Below are 26,502 nucleotides of genomic sequence, written 5' to 3'. Positions count from 1 at the left end.
GTCTCTTATTCGCAAAAAAACGTTTCTTCCTGCACTGCGGCGTTAACCGCCTGCGTCAGACGGGTCAGCTGCTCTGGCGTGATGATATACGGTGGCATCAGGTAGATTAGGCGACCGAAGGGGCGGATCCACACGCCTTGCCCGACGAAAAAGCGCTGCAGGGCGGCCATATTTACCGGCCGGTGGGTTTCGACCACGCCTATTGCCCCGAGCACGCGAACATCGGCAACCTGCGCGGATCCTCGCGTCGGAGCCAGTTCGGCTTTAAGCTGCGCCTCAATTGCCGCCACCTGCTGCCGCCATTCGCCGCTTGCCAGCAGGCGCAGGCTTTCCGTGGCCACCGCGCAGGCCAGCGGGTTGCCCATAAATGTCGGACCGTGCATAAAACAACCGGCTTCACCGTTGCTGATGGTGTCCGCTACCTGGCGGGTGGTCAGCGTGGCGGAAAGGGTCATGGTGCCGCCGGTCAGCGCTTTACCGAGACACAGAATGTCGGCGGCGATATCCGCGTGCTCACAGGCGAACAGCTTACCGGTCCGGCCAAAACCGGTGGCAATCTCATCGGCGATCAGCAAAATGCCTTCATGGTCGCACATTTTGCGAATTCGTCTGAGCCACTCCGGATGATACATCCGCATTCCGCCAGCCCCCTGGACAATCGGCTCCAGAATGACTGCCGCGATGTCATGGCGATGGGCGGCCATCAGACGGGCGAACGGCGCCATATCCCGCTCATCCCATTCGCCATCGAAGCGGCTTTGCGGCGCCGGGGCAAACAGATTATCCGGCAGGTAGCCCTGCCACAGGCTGTGCATTGAATTATCGGGGTCGCAGACCGACATCGCACCAAAAGTGTCGCCGTGATAGCCGTTGCGGAAGGTGAGAAAACGCTGGCGCGGTTCGCCCTTTGCCTGCCAGTACTGGAGCGCCATTTTCATCGCCACTTCGACGGCAATGGAACCGGAGTCGGCGAGGAAGACGCACTCAAGGCGGGTTGGCGTCATCGCCACCAGCTGGCGGCACAACGCGACGGCGGAAGGATGGGTGATCCCGCCGAACATCACGTGCGACATCTGGTCAATCTGCGTTTTCATTGCCGCGTTAAGCCGTGGGTGATTGTAGCCGTGAATGGCTGCCCACCACGACGACATGCCGTCGATCAGGTGTTCGCCGCTGGCGAGAGTAAGCTCGCAGCCGCTGGCGGCCACCACCGGATAGACCGGCAGAGGGGAAGTCATTGAAGTGTAAGGGTGCCAGATGTGGCGCCGATCGAAGGCCAGATCGTCCGTTGTCATAATCGACTTGTAAACCATTTTAAAAACATTTAGGTTTACAAGTATAAAATGAACGGACAATTAACGAAACCCCCTGGAGAGGCTAATGGCTCACCATCCACGCTGGACAATGTCGCAAGTTACTGAGTTATTTAATAAACCTTTTCTGGATCTGCTATTTGAAGCCCAGCAGATCCACCGCCAGCACTTTGATCCGCGCCAGGTTCAGGTCAGTACGCTGCTGTCGATTAAGACCGGCGCCTGCCCGGAAGACTGTAAATATTGCCCGCAAAGCGCGCGCTATAAGACCGGCCTTGAATCTGAACGCCTGATGGAGGTCGAACAGGTGCTGGAGTCGGCGCGCCAGGCGAAAAAAGCCGGTTCAACCCGTTTCTGCATGGGCGCGGCATGGAAAAACCCTAATGACCGGGACATGCCTTATCTTGAGCAGATGGTGAAAGGGGTGAAGGCGATGGGGCTCGAAGCCTGCATGACCCTCGGCACCCTGAATGACAGTCAGGCGCAACGCCTTGCTAACGCCGGACTGGATTACTACAACCACAATCTTGATACCTCGCCGGAGTTCTACGGCAATATTATTACCACACGCACTTATCAGGAGCGCCTTGATACCCTCGACAAAGTGCGCGATGCCGGGATTAAAGTGTGCTCCGGCGGTATCGTCGGCTTAGGCGAAACGGTGAAAGACCGCGCCGGACTGCTGCTGCAACTGGCTAACCTGCCAACGCCGCCGGAAAGCGTGCCGATCAACATGCTGGTGAAGGTTAAAGGCACGCCGCTGGCGGATAACGACGATGTTGATGCTTTTGATTTCATTCGCACGATCGCCATCGCACGTATCATGATGCCACGTTCGTATGTGCGCCTCTCCGCCGGTCGCGAGCAGATGAATGAACAGACCCAGGCGATGTGTTTTATGGCCGGAGCCAACTCCATCTTCTACGGCTGCAAGCTGCTGACGACGCCGAACCCGGAAGAGGACAAAGATCTGCAGCTGTTCCGCAAACTGGGCATTAACCCGCAGCAGACCGCGGTGCTGGAAGGCGATAATGCCCAGCAGCAGCGTCTGGAGCAGGCGTTGATGACCCCTGATACTGAGGAATATTACAACGCGGCGGCGCTATGAGCTGGCAGCAACGTATCGCGCTGGCGCTGGAAGAGCGGCGGAGGGCGGACGCCCTGCGTCATCGTCAGCCAGTAACACAAGGCGCAGGGCGCTGGCTCATTCGCGAAGGGCGACGCTGGCTCAATTTCTCCAGTAACGATTATCTTGGCCTCAGCCAGCATCCGGCAATTGTCAAAGCCTGGCAGCAGGGAGCGGAACGTTATGGCGTCGGTAGCGGCGGCTCCGGTCACGTTAGCGGTTATAGCGAAGCGCATCGCGCCCTGGAGGAGCAACTGGCCGACTGGCTGGGCTATCCACGCGCGCTGCTGTTTATCTCCGGCTTCGCCGCAAATCAGGCAGCGATCGCCGCCCTGGCGGGTAAAGAAGACCGCATTGTTGCCGATCGGCTCAGCCATGCTTCGCTTCTGGAGGCCGCCAGCCTCAGTCCGGCGCAACTGCGTCGTTTTCAGCATAATGACCACCGGCATCTCAACCAATTGCTGGAAAAATCGCTATCCGGCCAACAACTGGCGGTGACCGAAGGCATCTTCAGCATGGATGGTGATAGCGCGCCGCTGGCAGATATCCAGCGGGAGACTCAGGCCGCCGGGGCGCTTCTGCTGGTTGACGATGCGCACGGCATCGGCGTGGTCGGCGAAGAGGGCCGCGGCAGTTGTCACGCACAGCAGGTGCGCCCGGAGCTGCTTATCGTCACCTTCGGTAAAGCCTTTGGCGTCAGCGGGGCGGCGATATTGTGCAGTGACGCGCTGGCGGATTATCTGTTGCAGTTTGCCCGCCATCTGATTTACAGCACCGCTATGCCTCCGGCGCAGGCGGTAGCGCTGAGCGCCGCGCTGGGCGTAATACGCAGCAGCGACGGCCAGCAGCGACGGGAAAAACTGGCCCGCCATATTGCCGATTTTCGCCGTGAAATAGCCACGTATCCCGGCGAACTGACGCCATCCGCCAGCGCGATCCAGCCGCTGATCGTTGGCGATAACGCCCGGGCGTTGCGGCTGGCGGCGCGCCTGCGCGAGCAGGGCTGCTGGGCCACGGCAATCCGCCCGCCGACGGTTCCCGCCGGTAGCGCGCGCCTGCGCCTGACCCTGACGGCGGCGCATGAGTCCGCCGATATTGTCCGCCTGCTGGAGGTGCTGCATGGCGGCGGTGAATAAGCGCGCGGTGGCGGCGGCATTTGGCCGCGCGGCCGGCCATTACACGCAACATGACGAGCTACAGCGTCTCAGCGCCTCCCTGCTGCGCGATCAACTCCCTATAAACGGCTTTCCTGACGTGCTCGATGCGGGCTGCGGTCCCGGTACAATGAGCCGCGCCTGGCGGGAGGCGGGGAGTCGGGTAACCGCGCTGGATCTTTCCGTCGATATGCTGGCGGAAGCCCGACGCGGGGACAGCGCTCATCGCTACGTCGCAGGGGATATTGAATCGATGCCGCTGGCGGACTGCTGCGTTGACCTGGCGTGGAGCAACCTCGCCGTTCAGTGGTGCGATAATCTCGCTACCGCTATCAACGAATTGTGTCGGGTCGTGCGTCCCGGCGGCCGGGTTGCGTTCAGTACCCTGCTGGCAGGCTCTTTGCCGGAACTGAATCAGGCCTGGCGAGCCATTGACGACCTGCCGCATTCCAACCGTTTTCTCAGCGAACGGGCGGTGAGTCAGGCGCTGGCGGGTCGCCGCGTCACCAGCCGCGTCCACGTTATCACTCTGTCGTTTACCGATGCGCTCAGCGCGATGCGGTCGCTGAAAGGTATTGGCGCAACCCATTTGCATCGGGGGCGCACTCCCGCGCCGCTCAGTCGCGGCAAACTGCGCCAGCTTCAGATCGCCTGGCCGCAGCAGCAGGGGCAGTGTCCGCTGACGTATTATCTGTTTACAGGAGTTATCGAACGTGATTAAACGCTTTTTCGTCACCGGGACCGATACCGAAGTCGGCAAAACCGTGACCTGTTGCGCCCTGCTACAGGCGGCTAACCGCGCAGGCTTCAGGAGTGTTGGCTATAAGCCTGTTGCTTCCGGCAGCGCATATACGGCTGAAGGGCTACGCAATGACGATGCGCTGGCTTTGCAGCGCAACAGCCGGGTCGCGCTACGCTATGAGCAGGTGAATCCCTACACGTTTGCCGAGCCGACGTCGCCGCACATTGTCAGTGCTGACGAAGGCAGGCCGATTGACGCTTTGGCGCTCTCTGCTGGCTTGCGCGCCCTGGAGGGGCTGGCGGACTGGCTGTTGGTTGAAGGGGCGGGCGGCTGGTTTACGCCGCTTTCAGAAACGTTCACGTTCGCTGATTGGGTACAAAAGGAGCAACTGCCGGTGATACTCGTGGTGGGGGTCAAACTGGGGTGTATCAACCATGCGATGCTTACCGCGCAGGCGGTGCGCCAGGCCGGACTGCCGCTGGCGGGATGGATAGCCAACGATATCCAGCCGCCAGGCAAGCGCCACGCTGAGTATCTGGTGACGTTACAACGGATGCTGAAGGCACCGTTTCTCGGCGAGATACCGTGGCTGGGGGATGCCGTACCGCACGAAGGCCTCGGACAGTACCTCGACCTTAACGCGCTGGATCGGGGGTCATCCATTTCTCCAGCAGCGGTTCATCCAGCTGAATAACGTCCCCCTGGGCGACGCTGCGCCCGCAGTGCAGCAGGCAAAAACGATCCGCTACCCGGCGAATAAACGGCAGGTGCTGCTCGGCGATCAGCACCGTCAGGCCAATATCGCGATTCAGACGCACCAATAAATCGCCCAACTTATGCAGGAAGCGCTGGCCGCTGCCGCGCGAAGGTTCGTCGAGGATTAGCAGGCGCGGACGGGTTATCAGCGCTCGCGCCAGGGCTAACTGGTACTGATCGTCAGCGGTTAGCGTAATGCCCTTGCTTTGTCGCAGGGAGTAGAGCTCCGGAAACAGATCGTAAATTTCGCCTGCTACCGCTAAATCAGGCTCTCTGCTGGCCGCGAGGGCGATATGCAGATTTTCTTCTACGCTCAGCTGCGAAAAGATACGCTTATCCTGCGGGACATAGCCAATACCGATAGCGCTACGCGACTGGGCGGAGAGGGGCATCAGATCGTAGGGTGCCGCTCCCACGTCCTGCCAGGTCATGCTGCCGCTGGCAACGGGCAGATAGCCGGTAATACAGTTGACGAGCGTGGTTTTCCCCATCCCCTGGCGCCCCATTACGCAAGTGCACTTACCGGGCATAAGCTCAAGATCAACATTCCACAGCGAGTGCTGGTTTCCGTAATAGTGGTTCACGGCTCGTAGATTCAACATAGACGTTTTCTCCTTTCCTGGGCGAGCGGGCGACGAGAAGATTCTGCAAATCTCTTGCCAGGAAAAAGAACTTTCGGTATTTGCTGGTGAATACAGATGTAGCCAGGTAAAAAGGGGGAGAGCCAGGCGAGATATTGCACTTTCCCGGTGCCAGTACGCTGAAATGTGGTGCAAAAAGTCATAAAAAATCCGCCTGTTTTTAGCCAGTAGGCAGCAAAAAAAATTCAATAATTTTTTTTCATCGCGGGTTTCCTCGCGGCGAGCAATGTTCTCCGGGTGGCACAGGTCATGGGCTGGAGACAGTTATCCACTATTCCTGTGGATAACCTTGTGTATTAGAGTTAGAAAACTTGCGGTAAGCTAGAGAATATGCGGCCTGCGGCTGAATTGATGTGAAAGCCATCTTTTATTTAATCTCTTTAAATATCAATTGATTATATAAAATCAATGCCTGTCAGAAAAGTGTCATCGATGGCCATAAAACATTCATCTGCTTGCTTGACAAATGTTAAATGTCAAAAATTTCTGGGGATAACCCCACTGTCTGGTGGATTATCCCGTATGAGCGTGGTGATTCGCCGTTAATGACGATAAAAAAATCCAGTTTGCCAGAATACGATAATATGGCACTGTTTTTATATCCAGTATTTTTTATTGGCAAAAATTGTACTGAAAGGTAGAATTAAACACCTGCCGTTCAACCCTTCTTCAGGTCCTGATTGATGAGTAAACCGTTCAAGCTGCATTCTGCTTTCCGTCCTTCCGGTGACCAGCCGGAAGCGATCCGTCGTCTGGAAGAGGGGCTGGAGGATGGTCTGGCGCATCAGACGCTGCTCGGCGTGACCGGCTCCGGTAAAACGTTCACCATTGCCAACGTCATTGCCGATCTGCAGCGTCCGACGATGGTGCTGGCGCCGAACAAAACCCTGGCGGCGCAACTGTATGGCGAGATGAAAGAGTTTTTCCCCGAAAACGCGGTGGAGTATTTCGTCTCCTATTACGATTACTACCAACCAGAAGCCTACGTGCCAAGCTCCGACACCTTTATTGAGAAAGATGCGTCCGTTAACGAACATATTGAACAGATGCGTCTGTCTGCAACCAAAGCGTTGCTGGAGCGGCGTGATGTGGTGGTGGTGGCGTCGGTCTCCGCTATCTACGGCCTGGGCGACCCGGACCTGTACCTGAAGATGATGCTGCATCTGACGGTCGGTATGTTGATTGACCAGCGCGCCATTTTGCGTCGCCTGGCTGAACTGCAATATACCCGTAACGATCAGGCTTTCCAGCGCGGCACCTTTCGCGTGCGCGGAGAGGTCATTGATATCTTTCCGGCGGAATCCGACGATATCGCCCTGCGCGTTGAGCTGTTTGATGACGAGGTTGAGCGCCTGTCGCTGTTCGATCCTCTGACCGGCCACGTTGAGTCGACGATCCCGCGCTTTACCGTTTACCCGAAAACCCACTACGTCACGCCGCGCGAGCGCATCGTGCAGGCGATGGAAGAGATTAAAGTTGAGCTGGCTGCACGGCGCAAGGTGCTGCTGGAGAACAACAAGCTGCTGGAAGAGCAGCGGCTGAGCCAGCGTACGCAGTTCGATCTCGAAATGATGAACGAACTGGGCTATTGCTCGGGGATTGAAAACTACTCGCGCTACCTGTCAGGGCGCGGGCCGGGCGAGCCGCCGCCGACCCTGTTCGATTACCTGCCGGCTGATGGCCTGTTGGTGATCGATGAATCCCACGTGACTATCCCGCAAATCGGCGGCATGTACCGTGGGGACCGGGCGCGCAAAGAGACGCTGGTGGAATATGGCTTCCGGCTGCCGTCGGCGCTGGACAACCGCCCGCTGCGGTTTGAAGAGTTTGAGGCGCTGGCGCCGCAGACGATCTATGTCTCAGCAACGCCGGGCGCCTATGAGCTGGATAAATCCGGCGACGAAGTGATCGATCAGGTAGTGCGCCCGACAGGGCTGCTTGACCCGGTTATTGAAGTGCGCCCGGTGGCTACCCAGGTGGATGACCTGCTCTCGGAAATTCGCATTCGCACCGCGATCAACGAACGCGTGCTGGTCACCACCCTGACCAAACGTATGGCGGAAGACTTAACGGAGTATCTGGAAGAGCACGGCGAGCGGGTGCGCTATCTGCACTCGGATATCGACACCGTGGAACGCATGGAAATCATTCGCGACCTGCGCCTGGGCGAGTTTGACGTTCTGGTGGGCATCAACCTGCTGCGTGAAGGGCTGGATATGCCGGAAGTCTCGCTGGTGGCAATCCTCGATGCTGACAAAGAAGGCTTCCTGCGGTCCGAACGCTCGCTGATTCAGACTATTGGTCGCGCGGCGCGTAATATCAGCGGCAAGGCGATTCTTTACGGTGATAAGATCACTCCGTCGATGGCGAAAGCGATCGGTGAAACCGAACGCCGTCGTGAGAAGCAGCAGGCGTACAACGAAGAACACGGCATCGTGCCACAGGGCCTCAATAAGAAAGTGGTGGATATTCTGGCCCTGGGGCAGAATATCGCGAAAACCAAAGTTAAGGGGCGCGGTAAGTCTCGTTCACCGGTTGAGGCGGATACCGTCGCGCTGACGCCTAAAGCGATGCAGCAGAAAATTCATCAACTGGAAGCGCAGATGATGCAGCATGCGCAAAATCTGGAGTTCGAAGAGGCGGCGCAAATTCGCGACCAGCTTCATCAACTGCGTGAACTGTTTATTGCGGCTTCGTAACCGGTGGAAAAATCCCCTGTCCACGCTTCGTTCATGTGGTCCGGGGGGGGGAGGCTGCGTGGATTTTGCTGGCGGATAAGCGTCGCGGCTTCTGGCAGAGTGGGGCACAGTTTTCTGCGTGGTTTTGTCGCCGTAAAAAAATTATTGCTTCGTCGGGCTGTTTTTCGCCGCCTCTTAATACTGGCTTAATATTGTTTGGCGAAACTCTCCTCAATTTAATGAGGATAGCGTCATGCAAAAATTAACTTTCTGCGAATATCTGGCCGTCTCCTGCGCCTTTGTTATCGTCGTCGCCTTCTTTCATCAATGGCTGCTGACATTCTGACGGGAAGCCTTCGGGAAGAGTATCCAGGCGCGAACGCCAGGCCCTGGCCGACGGTTGTGCAAAAAGAATCTGGCGTCGTGCAACTGGGCGATACGAGTGACGATACTTAACCCCAGGCCAATACCGCCGTAGCGGCTGTCCATGCGAACGAACGCTTTGCTCAATTCACCGCTTTTCGCCTCATCAATTCCGGGGCCTTCGTCTTCTACTGCCAGAACGGGCGACGGGCCTGGCGTTATTGACAGGGTAATTGTCGATCCTGTCGGGCTGTAGCGATGCGCATTTTCCACCAGATTGCGTAGAATAACCCGCATCAGCGTGACGTCGCCTGAAACAACGACCTTGCCCTCCTTGTCGTGCAGCGCCAGCTTCTGTTGCCGCTGCTCCAGCATGGCCTCAAGCTCCTCCTGGAGCGGTTCGATAACATCCTCTTTCAGCGCAACTTGCTGATAGTTTCCGGCGGAGAACGACTGACCAATGCGCGCCAGTTGAAGTAGCTGGGTAATACTGCTGGTCATTTGATCGAGGCGCAGAATCAGCGGCACTACGCCAACGCCATGCACTTTTTCCAGCAGTTCCAGGTGCAGACGCAGCCCGGCCAGCGGCGTACGCAGTTCATGGGCGACATCGGCGGTGAAAAGGCGCTCGCGATCGAGCGTGGAATTCAGGCGTGATACCAGTTGATTAATCGCGGTGGTCACCGCGGTGACTTCCGGTACCGACTCATTCAGAGCGATAGGCTGCAGATTGTCCGGCGTGCGATTCTCCAGTTCAAGCTGCAGGCTGGAAAGCGGTTTGGTGATTTTCTTCACCGCCAGCAGGCAGATATACAGCGCCAGGCCGATGATCAGCAAGCTTGGGATTAACAGACTGGCCACCGCTTCGTGGACTTCTTGCGTCACATGTTTTTGGTTATTGTGCCCTTCAATGGCGCTGGCCACCAGCAACTGAATCTGCTCTTTGCTTTCGTGCCACAGCCAGAACACGCTAATCAATTGGCACACGACCAGAATCGCGCCAATGGTCAGCAGCAGCCGATGGCGCATGGTCCAGGTTTCACTGACAAACAGAGCCATAGCGTTATTCTGTTTCAACGGTGTTGATCAGCATGTAGCCAAATCCACGAACCGTGCGGATGCGTGATTTGCCGACTTTATCGCGTAGATTATGGATATGTACCTCCAGCGCGTTGGTAGCGGGTTCGTTATCCCAGTTGTAAATATCATTATAGAGAATCTCGCGATGCACCGGGCTACCCGCTTTCATCATCAGACGAGAAAGCAGAGCATACTCCTTAGGGGTCAAATCCAGGGATTGCTCGTCAAGCCAGACCAGCCGCCGGGTGAGGTTCAGCCGCAGATTACCGATAGTCAGTTCGTTGTCGCCGTGATTGTTATGACGCCGCAGCAGGGCGCGAATACGCGCGTTCAGCTCTCCCAGGGCAAAGGGTTTAACCAGATAGTCATCTGCGCCGGTATCCAGGCCGCTGATGCGGTCATCAACGGTATCGCGGGCGGTGAGAATCAGCACGGGCTGACTGAATTTCTCCCGCCGTATACGCGCCAGGAAATGCAGACCGTCCTCATCAGGCAGACCCAGATCGAGAACGAGGAGACTGTAGTGATTACCGGCCAGAGAGAGCGCGGCTTCGTGAGCGGTTGATACACCGTCGCAAACATAGCCCTCGCTTTGAATCGCCAGAATTAATCCTTGTAACAGGAGCGCATCATCTTCAATGACTAACACTTTCATCGGCTGGCCTCTCTACATGGCGTTAAAATATCGTCTGTTGCCCGATACTCGTGGGAATAGCGGTTAAGAGAAAAGTTCGCTCCCTTGAGTGTCCGCTATGCTGCCGATTCTATTTTAAGACAACCTTAAGATTCTCAGCCTGATGGCAATACGTTCTCTGAAAAGTGAGTCCGGGATTAACCTAATTCCTGAATCGCTTTTTCCAGCGCACGACGTAATAGCTGGCGATCGTGGCGGTAGGGTACATCGCTGGCATCCAGCGGCGTCTGAATGACCACCCGGTTGTCAATCCCCGCGAGATCGGCTTTCGGGCCGATAACCAGGGCATCAATCACCCGTTTGCCAATATATTGCTCCATAATCGCCACTCTGTCCGCCAGCGTCAGGCTGGCCGCCGGGCTGTGTTCTTTGCCGAGATTATCGATAAACACCATTGGCGCCGGCGTGCGGCGCAGCGCCTGCGCCATCTCTTCAAGCAGCAGAATAGGTATCAGGCTGGTATAAAAACTGCCCGGGCCGATCAGGATCAAATCGGCTTCGGCGACGGCTTCTATCGCTTCGCGAGTGGCGGGAACCGGCGAGGTGAGCATCAATTTCTGTGGGACGCTGGCGAGCAGATCGATATTGACCTCGCCGTAAACTTCATGTCCTTCGTGGTCAATGGCCATCAGATCGACAGGTTGTTCCGACATCGGGATCAAAAATGCGTCGATTTTGAGAAAGTTTCTGATTAAGTTGATCGCTTCCAGAGGCCTTACGCTAAGATGATCCAGCGCCTTTAACATCAGATTTCCAAGGTTATGGCCAGAAAGTTCACCATTACCGCTAAAACGATACTCAAACATCGCGGAGGCTACGCTGGGCCCGGCACTTAATTGATTAATACAGTTGCGCATATCGCCCCAGGCGATACCGCCTTCCGCACGGCGAATTCGCCCTGTGGAGCCGCCGTTATCGGTTGTTGTCACGATACCGGTGAGGCGCGAGCCCAGAGAAGAGAGGGAGGACATTACCCGACCCAGTCCGTGCCCGCCGCCGAGTGCCACAACGCGATCAAGATCGGCGAAAGTACGATTGCGCATAAAAATTCCTTATCTCAATTAAACGGGCACACAGTAACCGATCTACCCCTAAAAGACGATGGCCGGATCCTGACAAACTGACCGATATCAATGCAAAAGCGTAGTTTTTCGCTATTCTGTAGCGAAAATGCATGATCGTGGCGATATGTACATAATTATATAGCGAAATCGGAAATGGCGAAACTGTCATTAACGCGCTACTATCGGCATAATCCGTTAACACTCTAGCCTCTGTGCCTGTGTCGCAAGATATGGTGCTTTGGCCGTGACAACTTCGGTTGCCACCAGGGCGTGGAAAGAAATGACCGCGTCTCCCGTATTTGGAAAGGTGTATATGGCTTCACAGCTTACCGATGCATTCGCGCGTAAGTTTTATTACTTGCGCCTGTCAATTACCGACGTCTGCAACTTTCGTTGTACCTATTGTCTGCCCAACGGGTATCAACCCGGCGCCGTCACCAACAAAGGCTTTCTCAGCGTGGACGAGGTGCGTCATGTCACGCGCGCATTTGCGGCCCTGGGCACGGAGAAGGTGCGTCTGACCGGCGGCGAGCCCTCGCTGCGTCGGGATTTCACCGATATTATCGCCGCCGTGCGGGAAAACGCTGCTATTCGTCAGATTGCGGTGACCACCAACGGCTATCGGCTGGCGCGCGATGTGGAACGCTGGCGCGACGCCGGGCTGACGGCGATTAACGTCAGCGTGGATAGCCTCGACGCTCGCCAGTTTTACGCCATTACCGGTCAGGATAAGTTTCACCAGGTAATGGACGGTATTGACGCCGCCTTTGCCGCTGGTTTCGAAAAAGTTAAGGTCAACACGGTGCTGATGCGCGATGTCAATCACAACCAGCTCGACACCTTTCTGGCATGGATCCAGCCGCGCCGCATTCAACTGCGTTTTATTGAACTGATGGAAACTGGCGAAGGCGGCGGGCTGTTTCGCCGCCATCATATCTCTGGCATGGTGCTGCGCGACGCGCTGCTGCGCCGCGGCTGGATCCACCAGATCCGCCAGCGTAGCGATGGCCCGGCGCAGGTGTTTTGTCATCCGGATTATGTTGGCGAAATTGGTCTCATTATGCCGTATGAGAAAGATTTCTGCGTCACCTGCAACCGTCTGCGCGTCTCTTCCGTCGGCAAATTGCATCTGTGTCTGTTTGGTGAGGGCGGAGTCGATTTGCGCGATCTGCTCACCGATGAACAGCAGCAGCCGGAGCTGGAAGCGCGCATTGCCGAGGCGTTAACGCATAAAAAGCAGACCCATTTCCTGCACCAGGGCAACACCGGTATTACACAGAACCTGTCCTATATTGGCGGATAATGCATTTTAAGGAGCGATCAAATGAGCCAGGTCAGCGCTGAGTTTATTCCGACCCGTATTGCTATTCTCACTGTTTCCAGCCGCCGTGGCGAAGAGGACGACACCTCCGGTCACTGGCTGCGCGATACGGCGCAGGAAGCGGGGCATATGGTCGTCGATAAGGCGATTGTCAAAGAAAACCGCTATGCCATTCGCGCCCAGGTGTCGGCGTGGATTGCCAGCGAAGAGGTTCAGGTGGTGTTGATCACCGGCGGGACCGGTTTTACCGATGGCGATCAAACACCGGAGGCGCTGCTGCCGCTGTTTGACCGCGAAGTGGAAGGTTTTGGCGAGGTGTTCCGTATGCTCTCTTTTGAAGAGATCGGCACCTCGACCCTGCAATCCCGGGCCGTTGCCGGGATGGCGAACCGCACGCTAATTTTTGCGATGCCCGGCTCAACCAAAGCCTGTCGTACCGCATGGGACAATATTATTGCGCCGCAGCTCGATGCGCGCATCCGTCCGTGCAATTTTATCTCTCATATTAAGAAGTAAGTTATGTCGCAACTGACCCACATTAACGCCGCGGGCGAAGCGCACATGGTCGATGTTTCCGCGAAAGCGGAAACGGTTCGCGAAGCGCGTGCCGAGGCTTATGTCGACATGCAGCCAACGACTCTTGCGATGATCATCGACGGCAGCCATCACAAAGGCGATGTCTTCGCCACCGCGCGTATTGCCGGGATTCAGGCGGCAAAGCGTACCTGGGAGCTGATCCCGCTGTGCCATCCGCTGATGCTGAGCAAAGTCGAAGTCAATCTGCAGGCGCAGCCCGAACACAACCGGGTGCGCATTGAATCGCTCTGTCGTCTGACCGGCAAAACCGGCGTGGAGATGGAAGCCCTGACCGCCGCGTCCGTCGCCGCGCTGACGATTTACGATATGTGCAAAGCGGTGCAGAAGGATATGGTGATTGGCCCGGTGCGCCTGCTGGCGAAAAGCGGCGGCAAATCCGGCGATTTCAGAGTGGAAGAATAACCATGATTAACGTACTTTTTTTTGCTCAGGTGCGCGAACTGCTCGGCACCGATTCCCTGACTCTTGATCCAAATGGGCTCCCCACGGTTGAGGCCGTTCGCCAGCAGCTGATCGCCCGTGGCGGTCGCTGGGCGCTGGCGCTGGAAGAGGGCAAACTGCTGGCGGCAGTGAATCAGACGCTGACCACTTTCGATCATCCGCTGGCAGCGGGTGATGAAGTGGCGTTCTTTCCACCGGTTACCGGGGGATAAGATGACGCAAACCCGCATTATCGTCAGTCATGACCGCTTTAAGGTCGGCGACGAGTATGCCTGGCTTGCCGGGCGTGATGAAGACGGCGCGGTGGTGACATTTACCGGTAAGGTGCGTAACCATAATCTTGGCGACAGCGTGAAGGCGTTAACGCTGGAACACTATCCGGGGATGACGGAAAAATCGCTGACGGAGATCGTTGATCTCGCCCGTCAGCGCTGGCCGCTGGGCCGGATAACGGTGATTCACCGTATCGGCGAGATGTGGCCGGGGGAAGAGATTGTTTTTGTCGGCGTCACCAGTGCCCATCGCAGCAGCGCGTTTGCCGCCGGGGAGTTTATTATGGATTATCTGAAAACCCGCGCGCCGTTCTGGAAGCGCGAGGCGACGCCGGAAGGCGAGCGCTGGGTGGATGCGCGAGATAGCGATCGGCAGGCTGCAGAACGTTGGTAGTGTGATACGCTTAGAAGATAAATTCCGTTCATCAGGAGATAGTTATGGACAGATTCCCTCGTTCCGGCACCTTCGTACAGGGCCGTAGCGGACTACAAACCTATATGGCGCAGGTTTATGGCTGGATGACAGTCGGGCTGCTGCTCACCGCGTTTATTGCGTGGTATGCCGCCAATACTCCGGCCGTTATGATGTTTGTTTTTTCCAGTAAAATAACCTTTTTCGGGCTGATCATTGCCCAACTGGGGTTGGTATTCGTGCTTTCGGGTATGGTACAGCGACTCAGCGCCGGGATGGCGACAACGCTGTTTATGCTCTATTCGGCGCTAACCGGGCTAACCTTATCCAGTATTTTCATCGTCTATACCTACTCGTCCATCGCCAGTACTTTCGTGGTTTCCGGCGGGATGTTTGGCGTGATGAGCCTTTACGGCTATACCACTAAGCGGGATCTGAGCGGCTTCGGTAATATGCTGTTTATGGCGCTGATCGGTATCCTGCTGGCGTCGCTGGTTAACTTCTGGCTGAAGAGCGAAGCGCTGATGTGGGCGGTAACCTATATCGGGGTGCTGGTGTTTGTCGGCCTGACCGCTTATGACACCCAGAAGCTGAAAAATATCGGCGAGCAGATAGACGTTCGCGATACTTCTACTCTGCGCAAATACTCAATTCTTGGCGCTCTGACGCTGTATCTGGACTTTATTAACCTGTTCCTGATGTTGCTGCGTATCTTCGGCAACCGTCGCTGAGTATTGTAATGTCCCCGGTCATATAATTCGTGACCGGGGGATTTTCACTTCTCTCCCGCCAGCCTGCGCTGATTTTTTTCCCGCAAATGTTTTGCCTGACTCTCCAGAATCAGATAACCGATGGTTGCGAACAGCAGGGGCAGGAAGTAATACAATGTGCGATACGCGAGCAAGGCGGCAATAATGGCGCCACGGGAGATCTCCTCTCCGGACAGCATAGCGATAAACACCCCTTCGAGAACGCCAATACCGGCAGGAATATGCACGATGACGCCAGCGATACTGCTGACCAGCAGCACGCCAAGCACCAGGAAATAGTCGACCTGCGGCCCCAACAATAACCAGATAATCGCTCCCATCGCCATCCAGTTGAGGCTGGAAACCGTCATCTGCAGCAGCGCGAATCGCCAGGAAGGCAGTACCAGCCGCTGGCCTTTGATCGTCAGGTGACGTTTTTTAGCGAAGGCGCAGGCCCATAAATAGCACGTGGAAACCAGCAGTAAAACGGTGCCCAGAATCTGTAGCGACTGCTGGCTGATATACCAGCGTTCCGGGACCTGCACCATCCCGGCGCTAAAGATGATGCCGCCGAGCAGGATATACCCCAGCCAGTTGGTGGTAATGCTCAGGGAGAAGATCCGGGTAATGGTGCCTCCGCTAAGCCCCAGACGCGAGTAAAGCCGATAGCGCATGCCGATACCGCCAACCCAGGTGCTGAGCGTCAGGTTAAAGGCATAGCAGATAAATGACACCAGCATCACCTGCCGCTTTGCCAGCCTGTGGCCGCAATATGCGCGCCCAAGCAGATCGTAGCAGCCGTAAATCAGGTAGCTGGCGATAGCCAGGCCGATTGCGCTAAGCAGCGCCGCGCGATTATAGTCGCGAATAACTTTCCAGACTTCCTGCCAGTCAATTTTTTGCGCGTAGATCACCAGCAGCACGACCACGGCGATAAAAAAGAGCGCCGTAAGGATTTTTTTCACCCTGCGCCAGCGTGGGTGCGATTTTGCCATCAGGGTTTTACCTCCTGGTTTTCGGGTTCTGCCCGGTCCTGAGTTTCTATTTCTGGCTGTACCGGCGGCGGGACGCGCGACAGTCGCGGCGTATGCGCCGGTAGCCAGCCGACCCAGGCCGGGAAATGGCGCAGGAAGTGAAATGCCAGGACGCTGACGCCGAGCCGCCATCCGGTGCGTCTGGAAAGAATGCGCTTATCAACCTGGCGGCAGTCGTTGGCGATCAATCCGTTTAGATTGTTGCGCAGCGTCTGATTAAACTCGCGGTCGTGGATAACCAGGTTGGCTTCCAGATTCAGCGACAGGCTGAGCGGATCGAGGTTGCTGGATCCGACAGTCGCCCAGTGGTCGTCCGCCAGCGCGACTTTGCCATGTAGCGGGCGGCGGCGATATTCAAAAATCTGTACCCCGCCTTTGACCAGGTAATGGTAGAGCAAGCGTGCGCCGAATTTGACAATCGGGATATCCGGCTCACCCTGAACGATTAACTTGACGCGCACGCCGCGGCGGGCGGCGTTGCGCATGGCGTGCAGCAGCCGGTAACCGGGAAAGAAGTAGGCGTTGGCGATAATCACTTCCCGGCGTGCGCTGGTCAGCATCTTCAGATAGTGACGTTCAATATCGTCGCGATGTTCCTGATTGTCACGCCAGATAAACAGCGCCTGAGCCTCGCCGGGATGAAGGTTAACTTCGGGCTTATGTCGCCGCCGCCGCCACCAGCGGCGTGTGGCTTCGCTGTTGGGCAGATTGTCGAGTTCAAATTGCAGGATATCAAGCACCACCGGCCCTTCGACCTGAACGGCATAATCCTGCTTGGCCTCGGGGCCGTAGTCGGTCATATGCTCGGCGGAGTAGTTAATGCCGCCGACAAAGGCGGTCACATCGTCAATTACCACAATTTTTCGATGCATGCGACGAAACAAATTGGTACGCATGCCGAACAGGCGCGGGCGAGGGTCGTAGTAGCGAAAAATTACTCCTGCCGCGGTGAGCTCGCTGACAAAACGGTCGCTTAAATCCGGCGAGCCGTAGCCGTCGAGCAGAACTTCCACGCGAACGCCGCGCCGGGCAGCCCGTAGCAGCACCGCATGGAGTTGCCAGCCAACGTCATCTTCAAACCAGATAAAGGATTCGAGGATCACCCGCTGTCGTGCGCGACCAATAGCGGCAAATACCGCCGGATAATAGTTATCGCCGTTTTCTAAGAGCTGAATGCGGTTTCCTTCCTGCCAGCGACATTTCACAGATAAATCTCCACGCTAAGCGGTGCATGATCGGACAGATGACGCCACTGTTTTAAGGCCAGCATTTGAGGTCGGCTGGCATGTGCATTTTTGACATAAATGCGATCGAGGCGCAGCAGCGGGAAACGGACCGGAAAAGTCCGCGCCGGGCGTCCCCTGGCGCGGGTAAAAATTTCGTCCAGACCGGCCTGCGTTTTGAGCTGCCGGTTAGCCTGTTGCCGCCAGTCGTTAAAATCCCCCGCTACCACAACCGGCTCCCCCGTGGGGAGGCTGTTCACCCACGACGCCAGCATTGCGAGCTGGGCCTGACGCTGATGCGCGCGCAGCCCCAGATGCACGCAGATCAAATGGAGCGTTGTTTCGCTTTCGGGCGGCACGATGCGGCAGTAGAGCAGGCCGCGTTTTTCGCTATTACCGACCGAAACGTCAAGGTTTTGATAATGTTCGATAGGAAAGCGCGACAGCACCGCATTGCCGTGATGCCCTTCCGGATAAACGGCATTGCGCCCATAGGCATAATCGTTCCACATCGTGTCGGCGAGAAATTCATAGTGGGGCGTCTCCGGCCAGTTTTCGAACCGCAACGGATAAATTTCGTGCGCGCCCATCACTTCCTGCAGGCAAACAATGTCGGCTCTGACGCTGCGTACCGCTTCGCGTAATTCGGGCAAAATGAAGCGTCGGTTAAACGCGGTAAAGCCTTTATGGGTGTTAATTGTCAGCACGTTTAACGAAAATCGCCGCGTTTGCTCGGTCATATTTCTCCAGTCAATGTCGCTTTCCTGAATAAAATAGTGTAGTCGAGGTCACAAAAAGATGCGGCGATACGGAATTTTCCGTAAAGTGCGGTACTCTGAGTAGCAGAGAAAAATCCTTCAGGAGAGAAGCCATGAAGTGGCAACAACGTGTACGCGTCGCAACGGGTCTTAGTTGCTGGCAGATTATGTTGCATCTACTGGTCGTGGCGGTACTGGTGGCAGGCTGGATGAGCGGCGCGCTGGTACGTGTCGGGTTAGGTTTGTGTGTGCTGTATGGCGTCACGCTACTGGCGATGCTGTTTTTGCAGCGTCACCACGATGAGCGCTGGCGCGATGTGGGTGATTTCCTTGAGGAACTCACCACCACCTGGTACTTCGGCGCGGCGATTATCGTGCTGTGGCTGCTGTCGCGCGTGCTGCACAATAATCTGCTGTTGGCCCTTGCCGGGCTGGCAATACTGGCCGGTCCGGCGATTGTGTCGCTGCTGGCGAAAGATAAAAACCGCTACCCTAAAGCTTTCGGGCTACAGCAAGGCGACAGCGCCGTGAATCCCCAGAAGCATAGGTAGCTATGTAACAGGACAGCCTGTCCGTTGTGGTTTGAACGATGGCGGGAATCAGGCAATCTTTCTGCGAAACATCGCATACGCAACTGAGCCAGTGGTGGCCGCTATGACCAATAGCGGCCACAAACTTCCCCATACAATTTCCAGACTCGCATCCTTCAGATAGATCTGCTTGGTGATATCGGTAAAGTGACGGATAGGGTTTATCCACGTGACGTCCTGTAACCATTGCGGCATATTCTCCACTGGCGAAACGTAGCCCGAGAGCAGAATCGCCGGCATCATAAAGACGAATACGCCGATAAACGCCTGCTGCTGCGTGGAGCACAGCGATGAAATCAGCAGCCCGAATCCTACCAGCGATAAGCCATAAATAATCATCGTGAAGTAAAATAGCAGCAGCGAACCGGCAAAGGGAATCTGATAGCCCCAGATCCCCACGACCAGTACGATGGTCGCCTGCAGAGTGGCGACAATCAGTGCCGGTACCGCTTTGCCGATAAAAATCTGCCAGGTCGCCAGCGGCGAGACCAGCAGCTGATCGAGCGTGCCCTGTTCGCGTTCGCGGGCAACGGAAAGGGAGGTGACGATCAGCACGCCGATAGTGGTGATCATCGCGATCAGCGACGGTACTACGAACCATTTGTAATCGAGATTCGGGTTATACCAGTTACGCACGACCAGCTCACTGTTGTTCAGGGTTGTTTTTCCCGCCATCAGTTCCTGCTGATAGTTTTTAACAATCTGCTGGAGATAGTTAGCGGCGATTTGCGCGCTATTCGAATTCCGTCCATCCAGCAGTAGCTGGAGCGGCGCGGCCTGCCAGCTATCCAGATTGCGCGAGAAATCCGGCGGAAAGCGCACGACCAGTAGCGCTTTTTGTTCATTGATGGTTGGCCCTATCTCCTGCGGGCTTTTCAGCAACAGGACGTGGGGGAAGGCTTTGGCGCGAGCGAAGCGCTGAGTCAGTTCCACCGCGTGCTGGCCGTTGTCTTCGCTATAGACAGCGATGGTGGCATTGGTGACTTCCAGCGTCGCGGCGAAAGGAAACAACAGCACCTGAATCAGCACTGGCATAATCAAAATCGCCCGCGTTTGCGGTTCGCGCAACAGCGACTGCAATTCTTTGCGGATCAGTGTCCATAAGCGATGAAACATAGTACCGTCCTCATGTCGGGTGGCGCTGCGCTTACCGGGTCTGCATGGCCCGCAGGTCCGGTACCCATGGCGCCGCCGGGCAAAATACGCGGGCCAGGATTAATCCAGTCGACGTCGGGTTTTCAGCCACGTCAGGCCGATAAACATCACCGCTGAAGCGATCAGGAACATGACGTTTACCAGCAGCACCACCGGAATATTGCCCGCCAGAAACAGGCTTTGCAGGGTGCTGACAAAATAGCGCGCCGGGATCACGTAGGTCACCGCGCGGATTATCGCTGGCATACTGTCTATCTGAAAAATAAATCCGGACAACATAATTGACGGCAAAAATGCGGCATTTAGCGCGACCTGGGCGGCGTTGAACTGGTTGCGGGTAATAGTGGAAATCAGTAGCCCCATTCCCAGCGTACTCAGTAAAAACAGACTGGCGATAAAAAACAGGATCATCAGCGAACCGCGAAACGGCACGTCGAGAATAAATACCGCCACCAGCATGCAGAGCAGCATCGCCAGCATGCCGAGGAAGTAGTAGGGGATCAGCTTACACAGCAGCAGTTCGGCGCGGGTAATTTCGGTCGACAGCAGTGCCTCCATGGTGCCGCGCTCCCACTCGCGGGCCACCACCAGCGAAGTCAGAATCGCGCCGACTACCGTCATAATGATGGTGATTGCACCAGGGATAATAAAGTGCTGACTGATGGTCGCCGGATTAAACCAGTAGCGGGCCCTGACATCAATCAGCGGCTCGAAGGTTTCACCACGATCTTCCGCTTGCTGTTGCTGCCAGATTTGCCAGATACCCTCGACGTAGTTCTGGGCAAAATTCGCGGTGTTCGGTTCGCTGCCATCGGTGATAAGCTGGATTGGCGCACTATCCCCTGGGCGAGCCATCTTCTGCGCGAAATCTACCGGCACCACCACCAGCGCGCGGATTTGCCCGGCCTGCATCATTTGCATTAACTGCTGGCGGTTGTCGCTAATGGTAGCGTCAATGTAGGGTGAACCGGTCATGGCGTGGACGAAATCCAGCGCGTCTTCACTCTGCTGTTCCAGCAATACGCCGACCCGCAGCTTACTGGAGTCAAGATTAATACCATAGCCAAAAATAAACAGCAGTAGTAGCGGGATCACCACCGCAATCAACCAACTGCTGGGGTCGCGGACTATCTGCCGGGTCTCTTTGACGCACAAGGCGCGCACGCGCCGCCACGATAGTATTTTAGCGCTCACCAGCGTTCTCCTTATCCCAGTCGTGGATGAGGGTAATAAAGGCTTGTTCCATCGTCGGGTCTGGCTGTTGATCATCCGCCGCCTGGGCTTTCAGGTCGTCCGGTGTACCGCTGGCGATCAGTTTGCCGTGGTAGACCAGGCCGATGCGATCGCAATATTCCGCTTCATCCATAAAGTGGGTGGTCACCATTACCGTCACGCCTTTATCCACCATGCTGTTGATATGCAGCCAGAACTCGCGGCGGGTGAGAGGATCGACCCCGGAAGTGGGTTCATCAAGAAACAGGATATCCGGCTCATGCATCAGTGAACAGGCCAGCGCCAGACGCTGCTTATAACCGAGCGGCAGGTCATCGGCCGCCTGCCGGGCAATACTTTTCAGACCGAAAGCCTCGCTCATGCTGGCGATCTTTGCGTCCTGCTGGCGCCCGCGCAGGCCGTAAACGCCGGAGAAGAAGCGCAGATTTTGCTCGACGGTAAGATTGCCATAGAGTGAGAATTTCTGCGCCATATAGCCGAGATGCTGTCGCGCCTTGCCGGAGCTGATTTTGAGATCCATGCCCAGAACCAGCGCTTTACCGGAGGTGGGCACCAGCAGTCCGCACATCATTTTGAAGGTGGTGGACTTGCCTGCGCCGTTAGGGCCGAGGAGGCCGAAGATTTCGCCGCGCTTAACCTGGAAATCGACATGGTCGGTGGCGGCGAAATCAGCGAATTTCTTCGTCAGTGCCTGCGCTTCAATCACCGTTTCGTCATGAGCGCCTTCAACAGTATGGATGATTTTCCCCAGCGGCGATTCAGCGGTATTGGCACCGCCGAGCAGGTCAATAAAGGCGTCTTCAAAGCGCGGAGCGGTTTCGGTCACATCCAGCGTTGGCATATCGGCGGCGTTCTGTACGTCGCGGATGTTGGCATTTTTTTTGAGGATCAGGCGCACCGATTTCCCCTGAATCACGCCATCGCTCACCTGCGGCAATTTCAGCGTCCGCTGGAGCAGACGGCGGTTATTTTCCTCAGCGCTGGAGATTAAAAAACTGCGTCCCATCATCGTCTGAGTCAGCTCTTTTGGCGGGCCCTGGTAAAGAAGCTGGCCTTCGTTCATCAACAGCACGTCACGGCACTGTTCGGCCTCATCAAGATAGGAGGTACTCCAGAGGATCAGCATCCCGTCGCCCGCCAGTTCGTGGACCATTTGCCACAATTCACGACGCGAGATGGGATCGACGCCGACGCCGGGTTCGTCCAGCAGCAACACCTGAGGTTCGCCGACAAGGGTACAGGCCAGACCGAGTTTTTGCTTCATACCGCCGGAAAGCTTGCCCGCCAGTCGGCTGGTAAAGGGACCAAGTGAGGTAAACTCCAGCAGTCGGGCAAAGGTCTTCTCCCGTGCTGCGCCGGTGACGCTGCGCAGGTCGGCGTAGAGGATCAGGTTTTCCATGACCGTCAGATCTTCATACAGGCCAAATTTCTGCGGCATATAGCCAAGCACCGCGTGCAGGGCGCTATCGTCGGCAACAGGATCGAAACCGATTACTTTTGCGCGACCTTCGTCGGCCTTCAGCAGCCCGGCAAGCATGCGCATCAGCGTTGTTTTCCCGGCGCCGTCGGGGCCGACCAGGCCGGTTACATAGCCGGAACGAAGGGTACAATCCAGCGGCGCAACGGCCGGACGATTCATTCCCGGAAAACGTCGGGTCAATCCGCTCAGCGTGATGACATCCTCATTCATTGTCCGCTTCCGTTACTGAAGGTGATGGTGACCGGCATTCCCTGACGTAGCGCATCATCAGCATCAGTCACCACGATCCGCAGGCGATAAACCAGATCGGTGCGCAGATCGGGCGTCTCCACCGTTTTTGGCGTAAATTCCGCGCTGGGAGAGACGAAGCCGATTTTCCCACGGTAAGGTTTATTTGGCCTGCTGTCGGTATAGAGCAGGACCTCGCGCCCCGGCCGGGCCTGACCGAGGTTTTTTTCATCAATGTAAGCGCGTACCCAAACAGGATGGGTTAACGATAACGTCAGCACTGTGCCGCCTGCGCTGAGCATGCTGCCCGGTTCGACGGCGCGGGTCATCAGCGTTCCATCGGAAGGGGAGGTCAGGATGGTATCGTGCAGGTCGAGTTTCGCCTGCGCCAGCGCGGCCAGAGTCTGCTCAAGACTGGCTTTGGCCTGAGCGATTTCTTGCGGGCGGTTACCGGCCCGGTACTGGCGCAGTTTATCCTGGGCTGATTTCAGCGTGGCCAGGGCCTGATCGCGTGAGGAACGGGCATTTTCCAGATCGTTAGCGGAGATGGCGCTGCTTTTACGCAGCCCGGACTGGCGCTGGTAAAAGTTCTGTGCGTAATCATACGCCGCCTGCGCCTGATTGACCGCGGCGGCAGCCTGAGCAATCTCTTCTGAACGGTATCCCGCCATCATCAGATCATACTGCGCCTGCGCAGTAGAAACATTGGCCTGCGCCTGTTGCAGCGCGTTTTCATAAGGGGCGCGATCCAGCTCGCCCAGCGTTTGTCCGGCCTTTATCGTATCGCCTTCATCAACGTTCAGCGACGCCAGCCGACCGCCCACGCGGAAGCTCAGATTGACGGTACGAATATCAACGTTGCCATATAGCGTGAGCTCTTTTGGCTGACGGCTCTGATACCACCAGCTACCGCCAATCACAGCGGCCAGAAGGAGCAGCAGCAGAACGATGATGAGGGGTTTTTTCATGACTTCAGACTCCTTTGCGCTAATCCCTGTAGAACGAAATCAATGTGGCAAGCGATAACCTCAAAAATTTGCTCAGTTTTTTCTCGATCGAACTCCACCCAACCGGTGCGACGCAGAACCGTTTCCCGACCAAGACGAAAGGCGAGAACCTCCCCCAGTAGCGCGTGGGTGTGAAGAATCAGTTGCGTGCTGTTAGCGTCAAGGCCGGTGAACGCGGCGATTAAACGGGTCAGATAGCAGTGTAGCGGGGCGATTACCTGATCGTGGATAAGCTGGTAGGCCGGGGTCGGCGACAACTGTTCGCGGGAGATAAATTTGCTTAAATTCACCGTATTATCCTGGGTCAGCAGCAAGATCATATTTTGGCAGGCGTGCAGAATCAGGGTGCGAATGGCGGCTTTATCCGGCGAAGGTTGCGCGAGAAGTTCCTCTGCCGACTGGCGATGAGGGCGGAAATTTCGCTCAATAAAATCGGCAATCCACTGGGCACAGGCGAGGTAGAGATCGTCCTTGGAACCAAAATAGTAGGTGATCGCGGCGATATTTTGCCCGGCCAGGGCGGCGATATCGCGGGTTGTGGCATGCAGGCCGTATTCGCCGAACTGGGCAAGCGCGGCTGCGATAAGCTGGCTCTTCGCCTGTTCGCCTTTACTGGTTATGGTGGTCGAAGTCATTGTACTGAAAAAAATTAATCAATCGATTGATTAAGAATATGACCAATCCGTAACCTTGTCCAGCCTCTGCCCGACTGAATTCGTCGCAGAACAGACGAGCATTATTTTGCAGATAAAAGCCAGTGGGATATTTTATGCGGTCCGTCACAAATTCTGCTAGAATGCGCCCCTTCATGGCATTGTGGTTTTTGCCATCTCTTTCGCAATGATCTCCCTGAAAACTACGCCTGTGACGGGCCGGGGCGGTTCGGAGTTGTTATGTCTTTTGATTCCCTTGGCCTGAATCCTGAAATCCTGCGCGCAGTCGCTGAACAGGGCTACGTTGAGCCAACCCCCATTCAGCAGCAGGCGATTCCTGCGGTATTACAGGGGCGCGATCTGATGGCCAGCGCCCAGACCGGCACCGGTAAAACGGCGGGCTTTACGCTGCCGCTGCTTCAGCATCTGATCCAGAAAGAACCGCATGCTAAAGGCCGCCGCCCGGTGCGCGCCCTGATTCTGACCCCAACACGTGAACTGGCGGCCCAGATTGGTGAGAACGTGCGGGATTACAGCAAATATCTCAACGTGCGTTCTCTGGTGGTTTTCGGCGGCGTCAGCATTAACCCGCAAATGATGAAGCTGCGCGGCGGCGTTGATATTCTGGTGGCGACGCCGGGTCGTCTGCTGGATCTTGAGCATCAAAATGCCGTCAATCTGGATAAGGTTGAAGTGCTGGTGCTGGATGAGGCTGACCGAATGCTGGATATGGGCTTTATCCACGATATTCGTCGCGTACTGGCGAAACTGCCGGCGAAACGCCAGAATCTGCTGTTCTCGGCAACTTTCTCCGACGACATTAAATCGCTGGCGGAAAAACTGCTGCATAACCCGCTGGAAATTGAAGTGGCTCGCCGCAACACCGCGTCCGAGCAGGTTAGTCAACTGGTGCATTTCGTCGATAAAAAGCGCAAGCGTGAGCTGTTGTCGCAGATGATAGGCGAAGGCAACTGGCAGCAGGTTCTGGTCTTTACCCGTACCAAGCACGGCGCAAACCATCTGGCGGAACAGCTTAATAAAGATGGCATCCGTAGCGCCGCGATTCACGGTAACAAGAGCCAGGGCGCGCGAACCCGCGCCCTGGCTGACTTTAAATCCGGCGGTATTCGTGTGCTGGTGGCGACCGATATCGCCGCGCGTGGCCTGGATATTGAAGAACTCCCGCACGTCGTGAACTACGAGCTGCCAAACGTTCCGGAAGATTATGTGCACCGTATCGGGCGTACCGGTCGCGCTGCGGCAACCGGCGAAGCGCTGTCGCTGGTCTGCGTAGATGAACATAAACTGCTGCGGGATATCGAACGTTTGCTGAAAAAAGAGATCCCGCGCATCGCCCTTGCTGGCTATGAGCCGGACCCGTCGATCAAGGCTGAGCCGATTCAGAACGGTCGCCAGCAGCGCGGCGGCGGTCGCGGAGGTCAAGGGCGTGGTGGTCAGGGGCGCCTTCAGCAGTCCGCGCCGCGCCGGAACGATGGCGAAGCGCCAAAAGCGCGTACCCAGGACGGTAGACCGCCGCGTCGTCGCCGCCCGCGCAAACCTGGCGCTGCTGAGTAGCGATATTAGCGCATTCCTGTGGCTATCGCGGCGGTTCCGCGGTCAGCGTTACAGGTTTGATTATCCGGGCAAGGGATCTTGCCCGGAACGTTCTGTTCTTCTCGCATGTCTACGCTCGATCGTAATTCCAGTTTCCTCAGAAAGACATTCCTTCCGTTAGCGA

The 26,502-nt window shown here is 56.4% G+C and carries 26 protein-coding genes and 1 riboswitch; of the genes, 13 read left to right on the top strand and 13 right to left on the bottom strand.

Annotation, left to right across the window (positions count from 1 at the left end):
- Positions 1–5: 5 nt before the first annotated feature.
- Positions 6–1,295 carry an adenosylmethionine--8-amino-7-oxononanoate transaminase gene (bioA, locus tag FN037_RS04595; RefSeq protein ID WP_142501876.1) on the bottom strand — a complete coding sequence of 430 codons (1,290 nt, stop codon included), beginning with the start codon at positions 1,293–1,295 and terminating at the stop codon, positions 6–8.
- An 85-nt stretch (positions 1,296–1,380) separates the two neighbouring features.
- Between bioA and bioB the strand changes: the two genes are divergently transcribed.
- Genes bioB through bioD form a run of 4 tightly spaced genes read left to right on the top strand, consistent with a single transcriptional unit; the run spans position 1,381 to position 5,029 of the window.
- Positions 1,381–2,421: a biotin synthase BioB gene (gene bioB / locus FN037_RS04590; RefSeq protein ID WP_142501636.1), complete on the top strand. Its 1,041-nt coding sequence runs from the start codon at positions 1,381–1,383 to the stop codon at positions 2,419–2,421.
- The gene (bioF, locus tag FN037_RS04585) at positions 2,418–3,575 is read left to right on the top strand and encodes an 8-amino-7-oxononanoate synthase (RefSeq protein WP_142501635.1); all 1,158 of its coding nucleotides are present in this window, start codon (positions 2,418–2,420) and stop codon (positions 3,573–3,575) included. Before bioB ends, bioF begins: the two co-directional genes overlap by 4 nt.
- Positions 3,559–4,314 (top strand): malonyl-ACP O-methyltransferase BioC, encoded by a 756-nt coding sequence (gene bioC, locus FN037_RS04580; protein ID WP_138360605.1) that lies wholly within the window; start codon positions 3,559–3,561, stop codon positions 4,312–4,314. The genes bioF and bioC overlap by 17 nt, the downstream gene beginning before the upstream one ends.
- Complete coding sequence (gene bioD / locus FN037_RS04575; RefSeq protein ID WP_142501634.1) at positions 4,307–5,029, top strand: dethiobiotin synthase; 723 nt, start codon at positions 4,307–4,309, stop codon at positions 5,027–5,029. The genes bioC and bioD overlap by 8 nt, the downstream gene beginning before the upstream one ends.
- On the opposite strand, the gene FN037_RS04570 is transcribed toward bioD, so the two are convergent.
- Entirely contained in the window at positions 4,971–5,693 is a 723-nt protein-coding gene (locus tag FN037_RS04570) for an ABC transporter ATP-binding protein (protein WP_138360603.1), read from the bottom strand. The two genes, bioD and FN037_RS04570, sit on opposite strands and share 59 nt — an antisense overlap.
- A gap of 722 nt (positions 5,694–6,415) precedes the next feature.
- Here FN037_RS04570 and uvrB point away from each other — a divergent pair.
- Positions 6,416–8,431 (top strand): excinuclease ABC subunit UvrB, encoded by a 2,016-nt coding sequence (uvrB, locus tag FN037_RS04565; RefSeq protein ID WP_142501633.1) that lies wholly within the window; start codon positions 6,416–6,418, stop codon positions 8,429–8,431.
- Positions 8,432–8,734: 303 nt separating this feature from the next.
- Here the strand turns inward: uvrB and pmrB are convergent, their stop codons facing one another.
- The 3 genes from pmrB to yvcK form a co-directional block, all read right to left on the bottom strand.
- Positions 8,735–9,832, bottom strand: coding sequence for a two-component system sensor histidine kinase PmrB (gene pmrB, locus FN037_RS04555; protein WP_138360600.1), 1,098 nt, complete (start codon positions 9,830–9,832; stop codon positions 8,735–8,737).
- Positions 9,833–9,836: 4 nt separating this feature from the next.
- Positions 9,837–10,508, bottom strand: coding sequence for a two-component system response regulator PmrA (pmrA, locus tag FN037_RS04550; RefSeq protein WP_138360599.1), 672 nt, complete (start codon positions 10,506–10,508; stop codon positions 9,837–9,839).
- Positions 10,509–10,684: 176 nt separating this feature from the next.
- A complete protein-coding gene (gene yvcK, locus FN037_RS04545; protein WP_142501632.1) occupies positions 10,685–11,590 on the bottom strand; it encodes a uridine diphosphate-N-acetylglucosamine-binding protein YvcK in 906 nt (301 codons plus the stop codon).
- Between the two features lie 208 nt (positions 11,591–11,798).
- Positions 11,799–11,937: riboswitch (molybdenum cofactor riboswitch) on the top strand.
- On the opposite strand from yvcK, the gene moaA reads away from it, so the two are divergent.
- From moaA to FN037_RS04510, 6 genes are all read left to right on the top strand, one after another.
- Positions 11,925–12,914 (top strand): GTP 3',8-cyclase MoaA, encoded by a 990-nt coding sequence (moaA, locus tag FN037_RS04535; protein WP_142501631.1) that lies wholly within the window; start codon positions 11,925–11,927, stop codon positions 12,912–12,914. (Overlaps the previous riboswitch by 13 nt.)
- Positions 12,915–12,935: 21 nt before the next feature.
- The gene (gene moaB, locus FN037_RS04530; protein ID WP_138360595.1) at positions 12,936–13,448 is read left to right on the top strand and encodes a molybdenum cofactor biosynthesis protein B; all 513 of its coding nucleotides are present in this window, start codon (positions 12,936–12,938) and stop codon (positions 13,446–13,448) included.
- A gap of 3 nt (positions 13,449–13,451) precedes the next feature.
- Entirely contained in the window at positions 13,452–13,931 is a 480-nt protein-coding gene (moaC, locus tag FN037_RS04525; protein WP_138360594.1) for a cyclic pyranopterin monophosphate synthase MoaC, read from the top strand.
- A gap of 2 nt (positions 13,932–13,933) precedes the next feature.
- Positions 13,934–14,182, top strand: a complete 249-nt coding sequence (gene moaD, locus FN037_RS04520) for a molybdopterin synthase sulfur carrier subunit (protein ID WP_138360593.1) — start codon at positions 13,934–13,936, stop codon at positions 14,180–14,182.
- A 1-nt stretch (position 14,183) separates the two neighbouring features.
- On the top strand, positions 14,184–14,636 hold the full coding sequence (gene moaE / locus FN037_RS04515) for a molybdopterin synthase catalytic subunit MoaE (RefSeq protein WP_138360592.1): 453 nt from the start codon (positions 14,184–14,186) through the stop codon (positions 14,634–14,636).
- Positions 14,637–14,680: 44 nt separating this feature from the next.
- A complete protein-coding gene (locus tag FN037_RS04510; protein WP_142501630.1) occupies positions 14,681–15,385 on the top strand; it encodes a Bax inhibitor-1/YccA family protein in 705 nt (234 codons plus the stop codon).
- A 44-nt stretch (positions 15,386–15,429) separates the two neighbouring features.
- Here FN037_RS04510 and FN037_RS04505 read toward each other — a convergent pair whose 3' ends face one another.
- The 3 genes from FN037_RS04505 to FN037_RS04495 are packed head-to-tail and all read right to left on the bottom strand — an operon-like array spanning position 15,430 to position 18,400.
- Positions 15,430–16,398 (bottom strand): YbhN family protein, encoded by a 969-nt coding sequence (locus FN037_RS04505; RefSeq protein WP_142501629.1) that lies wholly within the window; start codon positions 16,396–16,398, stop codon positions 15,430–15,432.
- A complete protein-coding gene (gene clsB / locus FN037_RS04500; RefSeq protein ID WP_142501628.1) occupies positions 16,398–17,642 on the bottom strand; it encodes a cardiolipin synthase ClsB in 1,245 nt (414 codons plus the stop codon). Before clsB ends, FN037_RS04505 begins: the two co-directional genes overlap by 1 nt.
- Positions 17,639–18,400, bottom strand: a complete 762-nt coding sequence (locus FN037_RS04495) for an endonuclease/exonuclease/phosphatase family protein (RefSeq protein WP_142501627.1) — start codon at positions 18,398–18,400, stop codon at positions 17,639–17,641. Before FN037_RS04495 ends, clsB begins: the two co-directional genes overlap by 4 nt.
- A 131-nt stretch (positions 18,401–18,531) precedes the next feature.
- Between FN037_RS04495 and FN037_RS04490 the strand changes: the two genes are divergently transcribed.
- A complete protein-coding gene (locus FN037_RS04490; RefSeq protein ID WP_142501626.1) occupies positions 18,532–18,969 on the top strand; it encodes a YbhQ family protein in 438 nt (145 codons plus the stop codon).
- A 48-nt stretch (positions 18,970–19,017) separates the two neighbouring features.
- Here FN037_RS04490 and FN037_RS04485 read toward each other — a convergent pair whose 3' ends face one another.
- The 5 genes from FN037_RS04485 to cecR form a co-directional block, all read right to left on the bottom strand.
- A complete protein-coding gene (locus tag FN037_RS04485) occupies positions 19,018–20,124 on the bottom strand; it encodes an ABC transporter permease (RefSeq protein ID WP_142501625.1) in 1,107 nt (368 codons plus the stop codon).
- Positions 20,125–20,223: 99 nt separating this feature from the next.
- A complete protein-coding gene (locus FN037_RS04480; protein WP_138360585.1) occupies positions 20,224–21,357 on the bottom strand; it encodes an ABC transporter permease in 1,134 nt (377 codons plus the stop codon).
- Positions 21,347–23,086, bottom strand: a complete 1,740-nt coding sequence (locus tag FN037_RS04475; RefSeq protein ID WP_142501624.1) for an ATP-binding cassette domain-containing protein — start codon at positions 23,084–23,086, stop codon at positions 21,347–21,349. Before FN037_RS04475 ends, FN037_RS04480 begins: the two co-directional genes overlap by 11 nt.
- Positions 23,083–24,072: a secretion protein HlyD gene (gene hlyD / locus FN037_RS04470; RefSeq protein ID WP_142501623.1), complete on the bottom strand. Its 990-nt coding sequence runs from the start codon at positions 24,070–24,072 to the stop codon at positions 23,083–23,085. The genes FN037_RS04475 and hlyD overlap by 4 nt, the downstream gene beginning before the upstream one ends.
- Complete coding sequence (cecR, locus tag FN037_RS04465; protein ID WP_138360582.1) at positions 24,069–24,746, bottom strand: transcriptional regulator CecR; 678 nt, start codon at positions 24,744–24,746, stop codon at positions 24,069–24,071. The genes hlyD and cecR overlap by 4 nt, the downstream gene beginning before the upstream one ends.
- Positions 24,747–25,004: 258 nt before the next feature.
- Between cecR and rhlE the strand changes: the two genes are divergently transcribed.
- Positions 25,005–26,339, top strand: coding sequence for an ATP-dependent RNA helicase RhlE (rhlE, locus tag FN037_RS04460; RefSeq protein WP_142501622.1), 1,335 nt, complete (start codon positions 25,005–25,007; stop codon positions 26,337–26,339).
- Positions 26,340–26,502 lie beyond the last annotated feature (163 nt).

Origin of the sequence: Klebsiella sp. 2680, from assembly GCF_900198535.1 — a bacterium.
Lineage (GTDB): Bacteria > Pseudomonadota > Gammaproteobacteria > Enterobacterales > Enterobacteriaceae > Klebsiella > Klebsiella indica.
Note: the sequence above shows the minus strand (reverse complement) of the source record. Positions and strands in the feature narration are given on the sequence as shown.

What these genes read in the sequence shown, in the direction of transcription:
- FN037_RS04495 (WP_142501627.1), bottom strand. Translation starts at nt 18,400, where the DNA reads ATGACCGAGCAAACGCGGCGATTTTCGTTAAACGTGCTGACAATTAAC.
- pmrA (WP_138360599.1), bottom strand. Translation starts at nt 10,508, where the DNA reads ATGAAAGTGTTAGTCATTGAAGATGATGCGCTCCTGTTACAAGGATTA.
- pmrB (WP_138360600.1), bottom strand. Translation starts at nt 9,832, where the DNA reads ATGGCTCTGTTTGTCAGTGAAACCTGGACCATGCGCCATCGGCTGCTG.
- FN037_RS04570 (WP_138360603.1), bottom strand. Translation starts at nt 5,693, where the DNA reads ATGTTGAATCTACGAGCCGTGAACCACTATTACGGAAACCAGCACTCG.
- bioC (WP_138360605.1), top strand. Translation starts at nt 3,559, where the DNA reads ATGGCGGCGGTGAATAAGCGCGCGGTGGCGGCGGCATTTGGCCGCGCG.
- rhlE (WP_142501622.1), top strand. Translation starts at nt 25,005, where the DNA reads ATGTCTTTTGATTCCCTTGGCCTGAATCCTGAAATCCTGCGCGCAGTC.
- yvcK (WP_142501632.1), bottom strand. Translation starts at nt 11,590, where the DNA reads ATGCGCAATCGTACTTTCGCCGATCTTGATCGCGTTGTGGCACTCGGC.
- FN037_RS04475 (WP_142501624.1), bottom strand. Translation starts at nt 23,086, where the DNA reads ATGAATGAGGATGTCATCACGCTGAGCGGATTGACCCGACGTTTTCCG.
- moaC (WP_138360594.1), top strand. Translation starts at nt 13,452, where the DNA reads ATGTCGCAACTGACCCACATTAACGCCGCGGGCGAAGCGCACATGGTC.
- moaD (WP_138360593.1), top strand. Translation starts at nt 13,934, where the DNA reads ATGATTAACGTACTTTTTTTTGCTCAGGTGCGCGAACTGCTCGGCACC.
- moaE (WP_138360592.1), top strand. Translation starts at nt 14,184, where the DNA reads ATGACGCAAACCCGCATTATCGTCAGTCATGACCGCTTTAAGGTCGGC.
- bioB (WP_142501636.1), top strand. Translation starts at nt 1,381, where the DNA reads ATGGCTCACCATCCACGCTGGACAATGTCGCAAGTTACTGAGTTATTT.
- FN037_RS04510 (WP_142501630.1), top strand. Translation starts at nt 14,681, where the DNA reads ATGGACAGATTCCCTCGTTCCGGCACCTTCGTACAGGGCCGTAGCGGA.
- bioF (WP_142501635.1), top strand. Translation starts at nt 2,418, where the DNA reads ATGAGCTGGCAGCAACGTATCGCGCTGGCGCTGGAAGAGCGGCGGAGG.
- FN037_RS04505 (WP_142501629.1), bottom strand. Translation starts at nt 16,398, where the DNA reads ATGGCAAAATCGCACCCACGCTGGCGCAGGGTGAAAAAAATCCTTACG.
- uvrB (WP_142501633.1), top strand. Translation starts at nt 6,416, where the DNA reads ATGAGTAAACCGTTCAAGCTGCATTCTGCTTTCCGTCCTTCCGGTGAC.
- FN037_RS04485 (WP_142501625.1), bottom strand. Translation starts at nt 20,124, where the DNA reads ATGTTTCATCGCTTATGGACACTGATCCGCAAAGAATTGCAGTCGCTG.
- FN037_RS04490 (WP_142501626.1), top strand. Translation starts at nt 18,532, where the DNA reads ATGAAGTGGCAACAACGTGTACGCGTCGCAACGGGTCTTAGTTGCTGG.
- moaB (WP_138360595.1), top strand. Translation starts at nt 12,936, where the DNA reads ATGAGCCAGGTCAGCGCTGAGTTTATTCCGACCCGTATTGCTATTCTC.
- bioA (WP_142501876.1), bottom strand. Translation starts at nt 1,295, where the DNA reads ATGACAACGGACGATCTGGCCTTCGATCGGCGCCACATCTGGCACCCT.
- cecR (WP_138360582.1), bottom strand. Translation starts at nt 24,746, where the DNA reads ATGACTTCGACCACCATAACCAGTAAAGGCGAACAGGCGAAGAGCCAG.
- moaA (WP_142501631.1), top strand. Translation starts at nt 11,925, where the DNA reads ATGGCTTCACAGCTTACCGATGCATTCGCGCGTAAGTTTTATTACTTG.
- hlyD (WP_142501623.1), bottom strand. Translation starts at nt 24,072, where the DNA reads ATGAAAAAACCCCTCATCATCGTTCTGCTGCTGCTCCTTCTGGCCGCT.